Genomic DNA, 14,216 nt, shown 5'->3' on the forward strand with positions numbered 1-14,216 from the left:
CGTCAGTTTGATCGCGCCTGGTGACGCAAACCTCTTGATCAACATCGACGGGCGGGCGGGCGGAGGGCGGGGGTGGGTGGGGTCAGGTGAGGGTTATCGGGGGTTCGGCCAGGTGGGGGGTCAGTGGGGTGCGGGGGGTCAGCCAGGAGGCGGTGGGGGACTGGTCGGGGTTGAGCTGCCAGTCGTGGCAGACCCGGTCGACGGCGATCGGATAGACGGTCAGCGTGCCGTCCGGGTCGATGCGCATCCGCAGGAACGACTTCGAGTCCTCGATGCCCTGCCCGGCGAAGAGTTCGTTGACGTTGACCCCGAAGGTGCCCGCCACCAGCAGGTATGCGGCCACCACCTGGGTGGCGGCCAGCCCGATCACCGGGCCGTAGACCACGGCGGCGGCGACTGCCGGCAGCGGCCACGGCCAGTGGTAGAACGGCAGGTGCAGCCAGACCCAGGTGCCGGCGACCGCGAGCGCCACGTGCGCCAGCCCGTGACCGATGCCGAGCAGCCAGTGCCGGACGTGCCGTTTCCCGCTGGCGCTGGGCGGCTGGGCGAAGAACGCCGCACTGAGCAGCGTCACCCCCAACATGATCACCAACGGGACGCTGAACAGCCGCTGCTCGGTGCCGGTCCGGTTGGCCGCGACCCCGGCCATGGCGAGCATCAGCAGCGTGTGCAGGGTGCCGAGCAGGGTCCCGAAACCCGGGTTGCGCCGGGGCAGCCGGTGGAAGATCCCCCAGCCGTAGCGGCGGGAGCGGGCCGCGTCGGGGAACCGGGCCACCAGGTCGTACGCGCGGGTGCGGCTGGCCCGGCGGGACAGGGTGTCCTTCGGGGGCACCTCGATCCGCTCGGGCAGGGTGTGCGTCGGATACAGGTACGCGCCGCCCCCGCCGCAGGTGATCAACTGTCGTTCCGGGCCGGCGTACCGGGCGTAGTGGTGCAGGTCGCCGGAGACCAGCAGCCGCACGTGCGCGCCGGTGGGCGCGATGATCGTCCGGACGAAGTAGTCGATCGAGTCGTACGCGGTGGGATGGTCGACGGACTTCACCCAGGTCGGTGCCGGCACCGCCAGGATCACCCGGGAGTCGGGGCCGAGCCGGCGGGCCACCTCGTCGAAGTACGACAGCTGCGGGTCGTCCAGGTAGGACCCCGACTGGTCGTCCAGGCCGAGCAGCCACCACCCGGCCGGTAGTTCCACCGCGAAGTACGACCGGGACTGGCCGGTGCCCCAGCCGCCGAAGTTGCGGTCCCGGGAGCGGACGAACAGCCGCAGGAACGCGGTCAGCCCGTCGTACCAGTCATGATTGCCGGGCACCGCGAACAGCGTCGGCCGCTGCGGCGGGGCCACCGGCAGCGCCGCCTGGTACGGCCCCTTGCACCGGTCCTCGTACGCCTCGTAGGCCGCCGACGGGTAGACCTGGTCGCCCCCCATCACCAGGGTCTGCGCCCGGGGCAGCCGGTGCCCGTCGACCGTCAGCTCCGGCTGGGCCAGCAGGTACGCCACCGAGTAGGTGGCGTCGAAGCCGTCGCCCAGGTCGGCCACGTAGTCCAGCCACAGCCCACCGTCCGGGCCGACCTGCGCGCCGATCCGCGCGTCGAGCGCGTTCTGCAACTCCCGTTTGTCGAGGTACGCCCCGAAGAGCATCGCCAGCAGGGTACGGATGCCGGTGCTGATCAACAGGAACGGCGCGAGCCAGGGGACCGGCTTACGGGGAGTGAAACCCAGCTCCACCGGATCAATGCCCCGTGGCCTGCGGACGGCCCGCTCACCGGGAGCGTGCTCGGCGTCCGGAGCGACGGTCGGGTGCGGTGCGGCGCGGTCCGCCGGGGCGTCGACGGGGCCGGGACCGGCCGAAGCGCGGTCGTCGACGCTCTGTCCACCGCCGTCGGGGGTGGTGGGGCCGCCGGAAGTGGCGTGGCCGTCGGGGGTGGCGGGGCCGTCGGGGGTGGCGGGGCCGTCGGGGGTGACGTGGTCGTCGCTCACCGGAGCAGCCTAGTCGTCCCGCACGACACCGATGTCCCATGATGTCCGGGTCACCCGACGCCGGAACCCTCTCGGTTCCGTCGGGGACCGTACCGTATACTCGATGATCGTTGCCGCCTTAGCTCAGTCGGCTAGAGCGACGCACTCGTAATGCGTAGGTCGACGGTTCGATTCCGTCAGGCGGCTCAGAGTGATGCCCTGACCGGCGGGTTCGCTGGTCAGGGCTTCATTTTCATCGATGGGGTTTGAATCGCCCCCCGAAAACCCTGCCGACGATCAGGTTCCGCTCACCTGCCAGCGGAGGTGCAGGGTCTACTTAGCCCGGCGCCTCCCGCGATCTTGAGGCGTAGGGCCAGTTGTCTCCGGACCTGTCGCCGCCGCCCAAGCGAAAAGGGGGCGCCGAATCCGATGACAGCCTCATCCCTCTCACCCTCGGCGAGGTCCGCCGTCGGCTGGCACACCTGATCACCACCACCGGAGCCTTCGACCACATCCATCGATGGTCACGATGGCGACGACGACACCAGCACTGCGCCAAAACAGCCCACTACCAGCGAATACACCGACTCCACCAGGTGTGGCTGGAGTACTGAGGCGAACGACAGGCCACTCGTTAGGTACGGTGCCTCCTTGTCGATCAGGGTGGCGACGGTCTTGCGGAAGGTGTGCGGGGTGACCCGTTCGAGGCCGGCGTCGGCGCGGGCTTGACGCCACTGGCGGCGCACATTTTGCGGTGACAGCCAGGTGTCGTTCCGGGATGGGCCTTGTCCGGCAGGTCGAGCTGTACCTCGTGGGAGAGGGGTGGGTCGATGTCGAAGAAGCCGAACACGACGGCGGGCAGGGTGTACTCCAGGTCTGCTGTCCGCCTGGAGTAGGCCGTTGTCGGCGAGTGCGGCCAGGTAGTCACGAGAGGGCGGCAGCTTTGAGCTCTGCAGCTTCAGCGGCCCGAACTCGTCGACGCAGAGCACCCTGCCGTCGGCGGGTGGGTGGTCGTAGAGGTCCAGGATTCGGCGCATCTTCGACGTGATGTCGGGGCCTGTGGCCCTCCACGTCTTCATGGCCTGCCACGAGATTGCGCGTTCGTGCAGGCTGCCAATCTCAGAGCTTTATGCCGTTTACCTCCATCTTATCCGTTTTGCCTGGATACTCTGCGAGCGAGGTGTTTCGGGCGTTTGTCACCCGGCAGGACGCGAGCTGACAGCTTGTGCGCGCTGCCTCCTGCCGGGGACGGGATCTTGATTGGCGGGGAGATTTCAGTGTCGGTGATTCGCTTGGCTCGCGCGTGTCGCGTACGCCGTCGTCGTACGGCCTTGGTGATGGCGGGGGCGGTTGCAGCCACGACGATGATGGTCGGGCTCGTCGATTCGCCGGCCTGGGCCCAGACCACGGTCCCGCTCGGCACCGCCGAGACCTACGGGGTGTTGGCCGGTCAGGCGGTCACCGACGTCCCGCCCCCGGTCGGTCCTTCGACCATCAACGGGGACCTGGGGGTCTGGCCGGGCACGTCGGTCACCGGCGCTCCCGTGGTCAACGGCGCGATCCACGTCGGTGACACCCAGGCGATGCAGGCCCAGTCCGATCTGACCACCGCGTACAACTTCGCGGCGGCGGAGCCCACGACCAGTATCGTGAGCGCCGACCTCGGCGGCCAGACCCTGGTCCCCGGGGTGTACACGTCACCCGCCACCATGTCGCTGACCGGCACCGTCACCCTCGACGGGCAGAACGATCCCGACTCGGTGTTCATCTTCCAGGCGGGATCGTCTTTGATCACCGCCGTCGACAGTCGGGTCAGCCTGATCAACGGCGCCCAGCCGTGCAACGTGTTCTGGCAGGTCAGCAGTTCGGCGACGCTGAACACCCGGACCGTCTTCGTCGGGACCATCCTGGCGTTGCAGTCGGCGACGCTGGGTGAGGGAGCAACCGTCGCCGGGCGGGTCCTGGCCCGCAACGGGGCCGTCACCCTGATCCACAACACAATCACGCGGCCGTTCTGTGCCACTGCCGTCGCGCCGCCGACCATCGCGAAGGCGTTCGATGACGCGATCATCCCGGCGGGCGGGACGACGGCATTGAGCTTCACCCTGACCAACCCCAACACGAACACCACGCTGACCGGCGTCACCTTCACCGACGCGCTTCCCGCCGGCTTGGTGGTCGCCACCCCCAACGGCCTGACCGGCTCCTGCGGTGGTGGCACGATCGCGGCGACCGCCGGTGGCGGCAGCATCAGCCTGACCGGCGCGACCCTGCCAGCCGGTGGGAGCTGCACCTTCTCGGTGAATGTCACCGGCACCACCAGCGGCACGAAGGTCAACACCAGCGGCCCGGTGGACTCGACGGAAAGCGGCCCGGGTGCCCCCGCCTCGGCGACCGTCGTGGTCGGTGCCGCTGCCGTCGCGCCGCCGACCATCGCGAAGGCGTTCGATGACGCGATCATCCCGGCGGGCGGGACGACGGCATTGAGCTTCACCCTGACCAACCCCAACGTGGGTACGGCGTTGACCGGCGTCACCTTCACCGACGCGCTTCCCGCCGGCTTGGTGGTCGCCACCCCCAACGGCCTGACCGGCTCCTGCGGTGGTGGCACGATCGCGGCGACCGCCGGTGGCGGCAGCATCAGCCTGACCGGCGCGACCCTGCCAGCCGGTGGGAGCTGCACCTTCTCGGTGAACGTCACCGCCACCACCAGCGGCACGAAGGTCAACACCAGCGGCCCAGTGAACTCGAACGAGAGCGGCCCGGGAACCCCCGCCGCAGCGAGCATCACGGTCAGGGTGGCCGCCGCACCGACGTTCACCAAAGCCTTCGAGGATCCCACCATCCCGCTCGACGGGACGACGACGGTGAGCTTCACCCTGACCAACCCCAACACGAACACCACGCTGACCGGTGTCAGCTTCGTCGACAACCTCCCTGCGGGGCTGGTGGTGGCCACGCCCAACGGCGCGCAGACCACCTGCGCCTCCGGCACGATCGTGGCGACTGCCGGTAGCAGCAGCATCAGCCTGTTCGGCGCCACCATGCCAGCCGGCTCGACCTGCACCGTGTCGGTGAACGTCACAGGTACGACCACTGGGACCAAGGTCAACACGACGCTCCCCGTCACCTCGGTCCAGAGCGGCCCGGGTGCCCCTGCCTCGGCAAGCGTCGCGGTCGGCCCAGCCGTCATCGCGGCGCCGACGATCTCGAAGGCGTTCGGTGACGCGACCATCCCGGCGGGCGGGACGACGGCGCTGAGCTTCACCCTGACCAACCCCAACACGAACACCACGCTGACCGGCGTCACCTTCACCGATGCACTTCCCGCCGGCTTGGTGGTCGCCACCCCCAACGGCCTGACCGGCTCCTGCGGTGGTGGCACGATCGCGGCGACCGCCGGTGGCGGCAGCATCAGCCTGACCGGCGCGACCCTGCCAGCCGGTGGGAGCTGCACCTTCTCGGTGAACGTCACCGCCACCACCAGCGGCACGAAGGTCAACACCAGCGGCCCAGTGAACTCGAACGAGAGCGGCCCGGGTGCCCCCGCCTCGGCGAACCTCATCGTCGGGGCTTTCGCCGCACCGACGATCACCAAGGCCTTCCGGGATGCCACGATCGCCCTCCACGGGACGACGACGCTCAGTTTCACTCTCGGCAACCCCAACGGGAATGTGCCGCTGACCGGTGTCGGCTTCGTCGACAACCTCCCTGCGGGGCTGGTGGTCGCCACTCCCGCCGCAGCGCAGTCCACCTGCGCTTCCGGCACGGTCACCGCAGCTCCCGGCGGCAGCAGCATCAGCCTGGCCGGGGCGACCCTGTCGCCCGGCGGGACCTGCACGGTGTCGGTGAACGTCACCGGCAAGACCACCGGTAAGAAGGTCAACACCACGGCCGCCACCTCGGTCGAGAGCGGCCCGGGTGCTCCTGCATCGGCAAGCCTCACGGTCCGTAAGGGCATCCTGCCCGTCACCGGAAGCGACAGCGCGAGCTACGCTACCGTCGCACTGGCCATGATCGGCCTCGGTGCGGTGCTGATCGGGATGAGCTACCGGGCTGCCCGGCGTAGGCGCCACGCAGCCTAGGCGCGGGTCCGAGTCACGAGTGCATCATGTCCGTGATCAGAGGCGAGCCTCATCGACCCGACGTACCGGTGCCACGCCCTGTGCCTGGGCAAGGTCGTCCAGGCTCTCGGCTCGGCAGTGTCGATTCTTCGCAGGCGGGCGACTCTCGCCACCGGCGCCGTCCGACCCGACCCGACCCGGTCCGGGTGGGCGCGGGCGGGCTCCGGCCACGGGTCCGTGCCGGGGCGTACGGGTCGCCGAGAAAATTCTGAGAAAGAGCTGTGGGGGCGGCAACCTGCGGGCGGTGGATCGCATGTACCCGGATGTAAGCAACGATCGCCACGATCCATAGGGGCCCGAATATGTCCGCACGTCGTCTGCTGCTGCCCGCTGTCACCGTTCTGTTTGCCCTGACCGCCTGCGGCGCCACCGAGGAATCCGGTCCCGGCTCGACGGCGTCCGCTCCGGCGAGCGGCACCCCGAGTCCGACGTCCACGGTGAACATCACGACGGCCGGGGATGTCAAGAGTGCCGACTGTCCCTCCGCGAGCACCTTGCAGAAGTTGGTCGAGCTGCCGGCGGGGATGACCTTCGGCAAGGTCGAGTGTGTGAAGGACTGGGCGGGGGCCGCGCCGCAGGGTCCGAAGGCGGGTGACGGTGTCTACCTGTTCCACTACACCGCTGGTACGGGCTGGAAGTACTACGGCGAGGGCAGCGGTTACGACTGCAAGGACCTGGGTCTGACCGTGCCGGCCCCGTTCTGCATCTCGGATTCGGCGCCCGCGACGAAGAAGCCGACGACGAAGCCGGCGGCGACGAAGCCGGTGACCACGAGTCCCTCGTGTCCTTCGGTGAACATGCTGGAATCCCTGGTCGAGCTGCCGAAGGGGATGACCTTCGGCAAGGTCGAGTGTGTGAAGGACTGGGCGGGGGCCGCGCCGCAGGGTCCGAAGGCCGGTGACGGCGTCTACCTGTTCCACCACACGGCTGGTACGGGCTGGAAGTACTACGGCGAGGGCAGCGGTTACGACTGCAAGGACCTGGGTCTGACCGTGCCGGCCCCGTTCTGCATCTCCGACTGACCAGAGTGGTCGCGGTTGCGCGCTGTGGCGCACACTGGCTACGGTGTGCGCCACAGTCAGCCGGTCGCATCGCCGCCGCGCCCTGACAATCTGTGCGGCACCAGGGGGCACGAGCGGGGCATGGCGGAGTCGATCGACGACCAGTTCCGGGAGTTCGTGCAGACCCGCTCGCCGGCGTTGCTGCGGACGGCGTTCCTGCTGACCGGTGACCGTCACCTCGCCGAGGATCTGGTGCAGGACGCCCTGGCCCGTACGCATCGGGGCCGGCGGCGGCTGGGCGATCCGGGGCACTTCGAGGCGTACACCCGCACTGCGATGTACCACCAGCAGGTGAGCTGGTGGCGGCGACGCAGGGTGGCCGAGTCCCTGCCCGGGGAGTTGGCCGACGTGGCGCAGCCCGGCAGCGACCACACCCACCGGACCGATCTCAAGCTGGCCCTGCACCAGGCTCTCGCCCAGCTCACCCAGCGGCAGCGCGCGGTGCTGGTGATCCGGTTCTTCGAGGACCGCAGCGAGGCCGAGGCCGCGCATCTGTTGCAGTGCTCGGTCGGCACGATCAAGAGTCAGACCAGTAAGGCACTGGCCCGGATGCGGCAGATCGCGCCCGAACTGCTCTCGACCGTGTTGGAGGAGGCCTGATGACCGACGACCTCGGGCCGCTGCGTCAGGCCATGTCTGATCTGAGCGAGTACGGCGGCAGCGCCGACCTGTACGAGCGGACCCTGCGCCGGTCGCGGCAGACGCAGCGGCGGGCGACCATCGCCACCGGCGTCGCCGCCGCAACGGTGGTGTTCGCCATCGGCGGTACGGTCGCCTTCGTCGCCGGTCACCGGCCCGACGCGTCGACACCCGCCGCCGCCCCCAGTGGTGCCGGACCCGGGCAACCCGACTGTCCGTCGGTCGAAACCCTCGGCAGCCTGGTCGAGCTGCCACCGGACTGGTCCTTCGCATCCCCGCAGGTGCAGTGCGTGCAGACCTGGGCGACGGCCGACGTGAAGCGCCCGTCCGGCGGCAACATCCGCTACCTGTTCCACTACACGGCCGAGGTGGGCTGGCGGTACCAGGACCAGGGTGCCGGGTGGGACTGCAAGAAGCTCGGCCTCACCCAGCCGGCCCCGTTCTGCACCTCCTGACCGCAGACCCCCGGGGAACGCCCGGCCGGGCCAGGGCGGGCGAACGGCTGCCCGGTCAGCGGGCACCGTGGCGTCTGCGCAGGGCGTGGTAGGCGACCGCGAGGGCGGTGCCGAGGACGACGATGACGACCTCGTGCCCGGGGTGGAGGTTCTTCGACAGGCTGGGGGCGCGGTCCGGGCCGATCGCCCAGAGCGCCAGACCCGCGCCGTAGGCCGCGCCGAGTGCGACGGCCCACCACCGTAGCGGGCGGAGGGCGTCGCGGCGCAGCACGGTGACCAGCGCGATCGCCACCGGGACGACGGCCACCATGGCGAACTGGACGGCGACGAGGACGGCGACCGCCCAGGCGCTGATGACGAGGGGTCGTGAGCGGGGCAGGGCACCCGGGTTCGCGAGCGCAGGCGGGGCATGGGACATGGTGGTTCCTTCCGGTGCGAGGGGTCGGGTGACGGGACGGCGTCCGGTGGGCGGGCTCAGGGGCGGGTCCGCCCGGCTTCCGCCTTCTCGGCGGCGGTCCTGAGGTCGGCCAGCCACGCCTGCAGCCCGTACCCGAGGTAGGTGGTGGAGGTTGCCACGTCGGCCTCGACCTGGGCGCCGGTCCAGGTCTCCTCGGTGCGGACGAGGACGCCGCCGGGGACCTCGGTGAAGGTCCAGACGTGGACGCCGTTGTCGATGTGGAGTCCGTCGCCGGTCCCCGGGCCGGCCCAGCGAATGCACCGGTAGGGCGTCAGCTGCGTGACGGTCGAGGTGATGGTCAGCATCGTCGCCGGGGTCATCGGGGTTTCCGGGACCGGCGTGGTCCAGCGGAACGCCGACCCCGCGCGCAGGTCGCCGTCGTCGAGGCGGGCGACGGTGGTGACCGGGGCCTGCCAGGAGGGCCAGTTCTCGACGTCGGTCTGGAGGTGCCAGACGGTGTGCAGCGACGCGTCGATCAGCATCTCGGCGCGGTACCGGATGCGGGCCGTCGGGTCGACGCCCTGCCCGTCGCAGGCGATCACCGGCTGGTTCGTGGTCGATGCCATCTGACTCCACCTCTCTCATTTTCACGACGTCGTGTCGCATGAGTTAGACCCTATAACTTCAGGGAACTTCGGTCAATAGCGGAAGTGATAGCCTGTAACTGTCGTGATGGTAGGTGTGCGAACGGGGGGTCCATGGGTGCCGACGTGACCGGTCCGCGCGAGCGGTACCGCGCCCAGGTGCGGGCGGAGATCAAACAACGGGCCTGGGAGCAGCTCGCCACGACCGGGGTGTCGGCGCTGTCCCTCAAGGCGATCGCCGAGCAACTGGGGATGAGCGGCCCGGCCCTCTACCGGTACTTCGCCAGTCGGGACGAGCTGATCACCGCCCTGATCCGCGACGCGTACCGCAGCCTCGCCGACGCGCTCCGGACCGCCGCCGACGCCGGTGCCGACGTCGCCGGACTGGCGCACACCGTGCGGGCCTGGGCCCTGGACGATCCGCAGCGCTACCTGCTGATCTGGGGTACGCCCGTGCCCGGCTACCACGCTCCCGACGACACCACCGCCATCTCGGCCGAGATCATGGCGACGGTCGTCGACGCCTACCGCAGACGCGACGTCCAGCCCTCCGGACGGCGGATCGAGGCCCACCTCGACGACCATCGCGGCTGGGCCGGGGACCCGACCGTGCCGGCTGCCGCGCTGCGGCAGGCGCTGGCCTTCTGGACCCGGGTGCACGGCGTCCTGTCCCTGGAACTCGCCGGCCACTTCGCCGACATGGGATTCGACCCCGCGCTGCTGTTCGACGACGAGATCGACGACCTCCTCGGCCGCTGACCGCCGCCCCGACCGCTGACGCCGCCCGCCTGCCCCGACCGCCGACGCCGGCCGCCCCTGCCGGCCGCCGACGCGGACGCCCACGGGGGCGTCCGCGCCGGTGCAGGGCTGCGCTCCGGCCACCGCGCGTCGGCACGGGTCGGTGCCCGTGGCCCGGCACGACTAATGTGAGCAGTCAGCCACCGTACGCTTACGAGGACGGGACCCCTCGATGAGATGTGCCTTCTGTGGCCGGTGGTGGCCGCTACCCTGGGCGTGCGGCCGGTGCCGGCGTGACCGTCGCCGGATGCGCCGCGACTACCTGCGCCGCGCCGCCCCGCAGGACGCGCTGCGCGACCTGACCCGCACCGACCCGGACCACTGACCGGACCGCAGCCCCACCCACCACGCAGCCCGGTCGTCGCGTGTCGGTGGGGAAGGGCCGGGGGAGACGGCCGGTGGGAGAGGGGCAGGTCCCGGCGTGGCTATCCTGGGCCCGTGCTGCCCCTGCCGCCCGGCGACTTCCGGGCCTACCTGTTCGACTGCGACGGCACCATCGTCGACTCCATGCCGGTGCACCACCTGGCCTGGCGGGCCGCGCTCGACGAGTGGGGCTGCGACCTGCCCGAGGACCTCTTCTACGCCTGGGGCGGCCGGCCGGTGGCCGACATCGTCGTCGACCTCAACGCGCGGCACGGGCTGGCCATGCCGGTCGACGTGGTGGCGCGTCGCCGGGAGGACGCCTATCAGACCTTCCTGCCGCAGCTCACCGCCGTGCCCGGGGTGCTGGCGCACATCGAGCGGGCACACCGGCGGGTGCCGTTCGCGGTGGTCTCCGGCAGCACCCGGGAATCGGTGACCGCCTCGCTGTCCGCGCTCGACCTGCTCGACCGGTTCGACGTGCTGGTCTGCGCGGAGGACTACGCGCGGGCCAAGCCGGACCCGGAGTGCTATCTGCTGGCGGCCCGGCTGCTCGACGTACCGCCGGAGCAGTGTCTGGTGTTCGAGGACACCGACCTGGGGGTCGCGGCGGCGACGGCGGCGGGCATGGCCTCGGTCCGCGTCCCGCCGCCCTGGCAACGCTGAACCCGGTCGGGCCGGCGGCCCCGACCACCGCCGGCCCGGGACCCGGCGGTCAACCCCGGTAGAGCTTCTCCGCGTACGCCGGGCCGTAGTAGCGCTCCAGATCGGCCAGGCTCTCGGTCGGCGTCTCGACCTCCTTGACCAGCCGGGCGCGGGACGGCAGCGTGTCCGGCTGCCAGGTCTCCGGCTGCCACAGCTCGGAGCGGAGGAACGCCTTCGCGCAGTGGTAGAAGATCTGCTCGACGGCCACCTCGACGGCGAGCACCGGCCGGTGCCCCTGGACCAGCATGTCGTCGAAGTAGGGCGCGTCGCGCACCAGCTTCGCCCGGCCGTTGATCCGCAGGGTGTCCGTCCGACCCGGGATCAGGAAGATCAGCCCGACGTGCGGGTTGTCGAGGATGTTGCGGTAGCCGTCGGCCCGCCGGTTGCCCGGCCGCTCCGGGACGGCGATCGTCCGGTCGTCGAGCACCAGCGCGAAGCCGGGCGGGTCGCCCTTGGGGGAGACGTCGCAGCTGCCGTCCGCGCCGGCGGTGGCGACCAGGCAGAACGGCGAGGCGGCCAACCACTGCCGGTCCCGTTCGTGCAGCACGGTGCGTTCCTTGGCCGCCGCCCGGGGCATCGGTGCCCCCAGCAGCGCGCGTAGCTCCTCGTGTGAGGTGATCTCCACCGTCACGTCCGCCTCCCCCGTCCGTTGATCTCGGTGGCGGGCGGTGGCACACCGGCCGCCGTACGCAGCCTATGCGGGCGTGGCGAGCCGGTTTGTCCCCGACCGGCGCACCCTGCCCCCGGACGAAGCAGTGGAGGGCCCGCGATGGAGAGCCGACTGAAGGTGCTCGGGCACCCGGTGCATCCGATGCTGGTGATGTTCCCGGTCGCGTTGCTGGTCACCGGCACCCTCTTCGACGTCGTGGACACGGTCGGCGGCCCCGACTTCCTCGCCGAGGTGGCGTACTGGAACATCACCGTCGGCCTGGTCGGTGGTCTGCTGGCCGCGGTGGCCGGCGCGTTCGACCTGCTGGCCATCCCGGCCGGCACCCGGGCGAAGCGGGTGGCGCTCACCCACGCGGCGGCGAACGTCGCGGTGATCCTGCTCTTCGCCGCCGTCTGGGCGGTCCGGTTGAACGCCGACTCCCGGGCGGCCGGTGGCGCGTTGATCGCCATCGAGGTGGTCGGCCTGGCCATCCTCGGCGTCAGCGCCTGGCTCGGCGGGGAACTGGTCGACCGGTTGGGGGTGGGCGTCGACCCCGACGCCGGCCTGGACGCCCCCAGCTCGCTGCGGCCCGTCCCGGCCAGCCGACCGGTGGGAGAGGTGCGATGACGGAGCAGCCGGGCCGGGGCAGCCGCCAGCAGGGCGGGGAGCAGCCGGGCCGGGGCAGCCGTCAGCAGGGCGGGGACCTGACGGGCGAACTCCAGGCGCTGCGCGCCGAGCTGAGCCGGCTGGCCGGCGGCCGGGGTGTGTCGCCCGACGTCGAGCTGACCGAGGTCGCCGACGGCTGGCAGGTCACCGTGCGGCTGCCCGGGGTGGCCCCGGAGGAGGTCGCCGTCGAGCTGGACGACCGGGAACTCTGCGTCCGGGCCCGGTCGGAGGCCGAGGTCAACGCCGACCAGGGCATCCCCGGTGGGGTCGAGACCCGCAGCTTCGAACACCGGGTCGACCTGCCGTCGCGGGTCGACCCCGACGCCATCGACGCGGTGATGGACCACGGCCTGCTCCGGGTCCACCTGCCCCGGGCGGCGCGGCCCACGCCGCGCACCATCACCGTCGGCCGCGCCGGCTACCCGCCCGGCCCCACCCGCACCGGTACGCCCACCGGCGTGGACCCGGCGGCGGACCGGGAACTGCACCACCCGGACACCGCCGTCGACCCGCTCGACCGGCCGTAGGGGCCCCGGTGGACAGCCCGGCACTGGGTGGCCCGTTGGGCGAGCGGGTGCCCGACGTGGCCCGGATCGCCGTGCTGCGCGCCAACGCGCTCGGCGACCTCATCTTCCTGCTGCCCGCCCTGGAGTCGCTGCGGGCGGCGTACCCGACGGCGGAGATCGTGCTGTTCGGTGCGCCGTGGCACGCGACGCTGTGGCGCGACCGGCCCGGCCCGGTCGACCGGGTGCTGGTCGTCCCACCGGCTCCCGGCATCCGCGAGCCCGGCCCCGACGAGCCGCCCGGGTCGCTCGACGACTTCCTGGCCGACGCGGCCCGGGAGGGCTACGACCTGGCGTTGCAGGTGCACGGTGGCGGAGCCAACTCGAATCCGGTCATGAGCCGGTTGGGGGCCCGGGTCACCGCCGGGTTGCGCGCCGAGGACGCCCCACCGCTGGACCGCTGGCTGCGCTACGTCTACTACCAGCCCGAGGTGACCCGCTACCTGGAGGTGGTGGCCCTGGTCGGGGCGGGTGCGGTCACCGTCGTACCGACGCTGGCGGTGACCGACGCGGACCGGGCGCAGGCGCGGGCGGTGCTTGGCGAGCCGGACCGGCCCCGGGTGGCGCTGCACCCCGGGGCGAGCGACACCCGGCGGCGCTGGCCCGCGCGGCGGTTCGCCGAGGTGGCCCGGACCCTGCACGACGACGGGTACGAGGTGCTGGTCACCGGCACCCCTGCCGAGCGGGCGGTGGTGGACGAGGTGGTCGCGGCGGCCGGGGTGCCGGTCCGTCCCCAGGTTGGCACGCTCAGCCTCGGCGGGCTGGCCGCCGCGTACGCGGGCTGCGCGTTGGTGGTCTCCAACGACACCGGCCCGCTGCACCTGGCCGGTGCGGTGGGCACCCCGACGGTGGGTGTCTACTGGGTCGGCAACATGATCAACGGGGCGACCCCGCTGCGCGGCCGGCACCGCCCGATCGCCGCCTGGACGACGCGCTGCCCGGTCTGCGGGGTCGACTGCACCCCGGGCATCTATCCGCACCGGCCCGGCGACGGCAACTGCCCGCACCGGGACTCGTTCGTCGCCGACGTGCCGGTGGTCGAGGTGCTCGAAGCCGCCGCCGACCTGCTCCACCCCGGGCCGGGCGCGGTGACCGCCCCCTGACCGCCCGCACCCCTGACCGCCCGCACCCCGGACCGCCCGCGCCCCTGACCGCCCGCACCCCGGACCGCCCGCGCCCCTGACCGCCCGCGCCCCTG

Annotated in this window: 14 protein-coding genes, 1 tRNA gene and 1 pseudogene; 11 read left to right on the plus strand and 5 right to left on the minus strand. The window is 71.6% G+C overall.

Annotation, left to right across the window (positions count from 1 at the left end; genetic code table 11):
• Positions 1–82 precede the first annotated feature (82 nt).
• The gene (locus JQN83_RS03775) at positions 83–1,978 is read right to left on the minus strand and encodes a metallophosphoesterase family protein (RefSeq protein WP_307798978.1); all 1,896 of its coding nucleotides are present in this window, start codon (positions 1,976–1,978) and stop codon (positions 83–85) included.
• A 112-nt stretch (positions 1,979–2,090) separates the two neighbouring features.
• Here JQN83_RS03775 and JQN83_RS03780 point away from each other — a divergent pair.
• Positions 2,091–2,164: transfer RNA gene (locus tag JQN83_RS03780), tRNA-Thr, on the plus strand.
• Positions 2,165–2,601: 437 nt separating this feature from the next.
• On the opposite strand, the pseudogene JQN83_RS32755 reads toward JQN83_RS03780, so the two are convergent.
• Positions 2,602–2,736: pseudogene (locus tag JQN83_RS32755) on the minus strand (site-specific integrase); the annotation flags it as partial.
• Positions 2,737–3,213: 477 nt separating this feature from the next.
• Between JQN83_RS32755 and JQN83_RS03785 the strand changes: the two are divergent.
• From JQN83_RS03785 to JQN83_RS03800, 4 genes are all read left to right on the plus strand, one after another.
• Complete coding sequence (locus tag JQN83_RS03785; protein ID WP_208565575.1) at positions 3,214–6,042, plus strand: DUF7933 domain-containing protein; 2,829 nt, start codon at positions 3,214–3,216, stop codon at positions 6,040–6,042.
• A 341-nt stretch (positions 6,043–6,383) separates the two neighbouring features.
• Positions 6,384–7,103: a hypothetical protein gene (locus JQN83_RS03790; RefSeq protein ID WP_208565576.1), complete on the plus strand. Its 720-nt coding sequence runs from the start codon at positions 6,384–6,386 to the stop codon at positions 7,101–7,103.
• Positions 7,104–7,223: 120 nt separating this feature from the next.
• A complete protein-coding gene (locus JQN83_RS03795; RefSeq protein ID WP_208565577.1) occupies positions 7,224–7,742 on the plus strand; it encodes a SigE family RNA polymerase sigma factor in 519 nt (172 codons plus the stop codon).
• On the plus strand, positions 7,742–8,236 hold the full coding sequence (locus JQN83_RS03800; protein ID WP_208565578.1) for a hypothetical protein: 495 nt from the start codon (positions 7,742–7,744) through the stop codon (positions 8,234–8,236). The genes JQN83_RS03795 and JQN83_RS03800 overlap by 1 nt, the downstream gene beginning before the upstream one ends.
• 55 nt (positions 8,237–8,291) lie before the next feature.
• On the opposite strand, the gene JQN83_RS03805 is transcribed toward JQN83_RS03800, so the two are convergent.
• Positions 8,292–8,654 carry a hypothetical protein gene (locus JQN83_RS03805; protein ID WP_208565579.1) on the minus strand — a complete coding sequence of 121 codons (363 nt, stop codon included), beginning with the start codon at positions 8,652–8,654 and terminating at the stop codon, positions 8,292–8,294.
• A gap of 56 nt (positions 8,655–8,710) precedes the next feature.
• Positions 8,711–9,259 carry an SRPBCC family protein gene (locus JQN83_RS03810; RefSeq protein ID WP_208565580.1) on the minus strand — a complete coding sequence of 183 codons (549 nt, stop codon included), beginning with the start codon at positions 9,257–9,259 and terminating at the stop codon, positions 8,711–8,713.
• Positions 9,260–9,403: 144 nt separating this feature from the next.
• On the opposite strand from JQN83_RS03810, the gene JQN83_RS03815 reads away from it, so the two are divergent.
• From JQN83_RS03815 to JQN83_RS03825, 3 genes are all read left to right on the plus strand, one after another.
• Positions 9,404–10,036, plus strand: coding sequence for a TetR/AcrR family transcriptional regulator (locus JQN83_RS03815; RefSeq protein ID WP_307798980.1), 633 nt, complete (start codon positions 9,404–9,406; stop codon positions 10,034–10,036).
• A gap of 211 nt (positions 10,037–10,247) precedes the next feature.
• Positions 10,248–10,400, plus strand: coding sequence for a hypothetical protein (locus JQN83_RS03820; protein WP_208565582.1), 153 nt, complete (start codon positions 10,248–10,250; stop codon positions 10,398–10,400).
• A 113-nt stretch (positions 10,401–10,513) separates the two neighbouring features.
• Positions 10,514–11,101, plus strand: coding sequence for an HAD family hydrolase (locus JQN83_RS03825; protein ID WP_307798981.1), 588 nt, complete (start codon positions 10,514–10,516; stop codon positions 11,099–11,101).
• 49 nt (positions 11,102–11,150) lie between these two features.
• Here JQN83_RS03825 and JQN83_RS03830 read toward each other — a convergent pair whose 3' ends face one another.
• Entirely contained in the window at positions 11,151–11,771 is a 621-nt protein-coding gene (locus tag JQN83_RS03830; RefSeq protein WP_208565583.1) for a pyridoxamine 5'-phosphate oxidase family protein, read from the minus strand.
• A 138-nt stretch (positions 11,772–11,909) separates the two neighbouring features.
• On the opposite strand from JQN83_RS03830, the gene JQN83_RS03835 reads away from it, so the two are divergent.
• From JQN83_RS03835 to JQN83_RS03845, 3 genes are read left to right on the plus strand one after another with little or no spacing between them, the layout of a single operon-like run.
• On the plus strand, positions 11,910–12,416 hold the full coding sequence (locus JQN83_RS03835; RefSeq protein ID WP_208565584.1) for a DUF2231 domain-containing protein: 507 nt from the start codon (positions 11,910–11,912) through the stop codon (positions 12,414–12,416).
• Positions 12,413–12,982, plus strand: coding sequence for an Hsp20/alpha crystallin family protein (locus tag JQN83_RS03840; RefSeq protein WP_208565585.1), 570 nt, complete (start codon positions 12,413–12,415; stop codon positions 12,980–12,982). The genes JQN83_RS03835 and JQN83_RS03840 overlap by 4 nt, the downstream gene beginning before the upstream one ends.
• Before the next feature lie 8 nt (positions 12,983–12,990).
• On the plus strand, positions 12,991–14,121 hold the full coding sequence (locus JQN83_RS03845; protein WP_208565586.1) for a glycosyltransferase family 9 protein: 1,131 nt from the start codon (positions 12,991–12,993) through the stop codon (positions 14,119–14,121).
• The last annotated feature ends 95 nt before the right edge of the window (positions 14,122–14,216 follow it).

Origin of the sequence: Micromonospora antibiotica, from assembly GCF_017599305.1 — a bacterium.
Classification (GTDB): domain Bacteria; phylum Actinomycetota; class Actinomycetes; order Mycobacteriales; family Micromonosporaceae; genus Micromonospora; species Micromonospora antibiotica.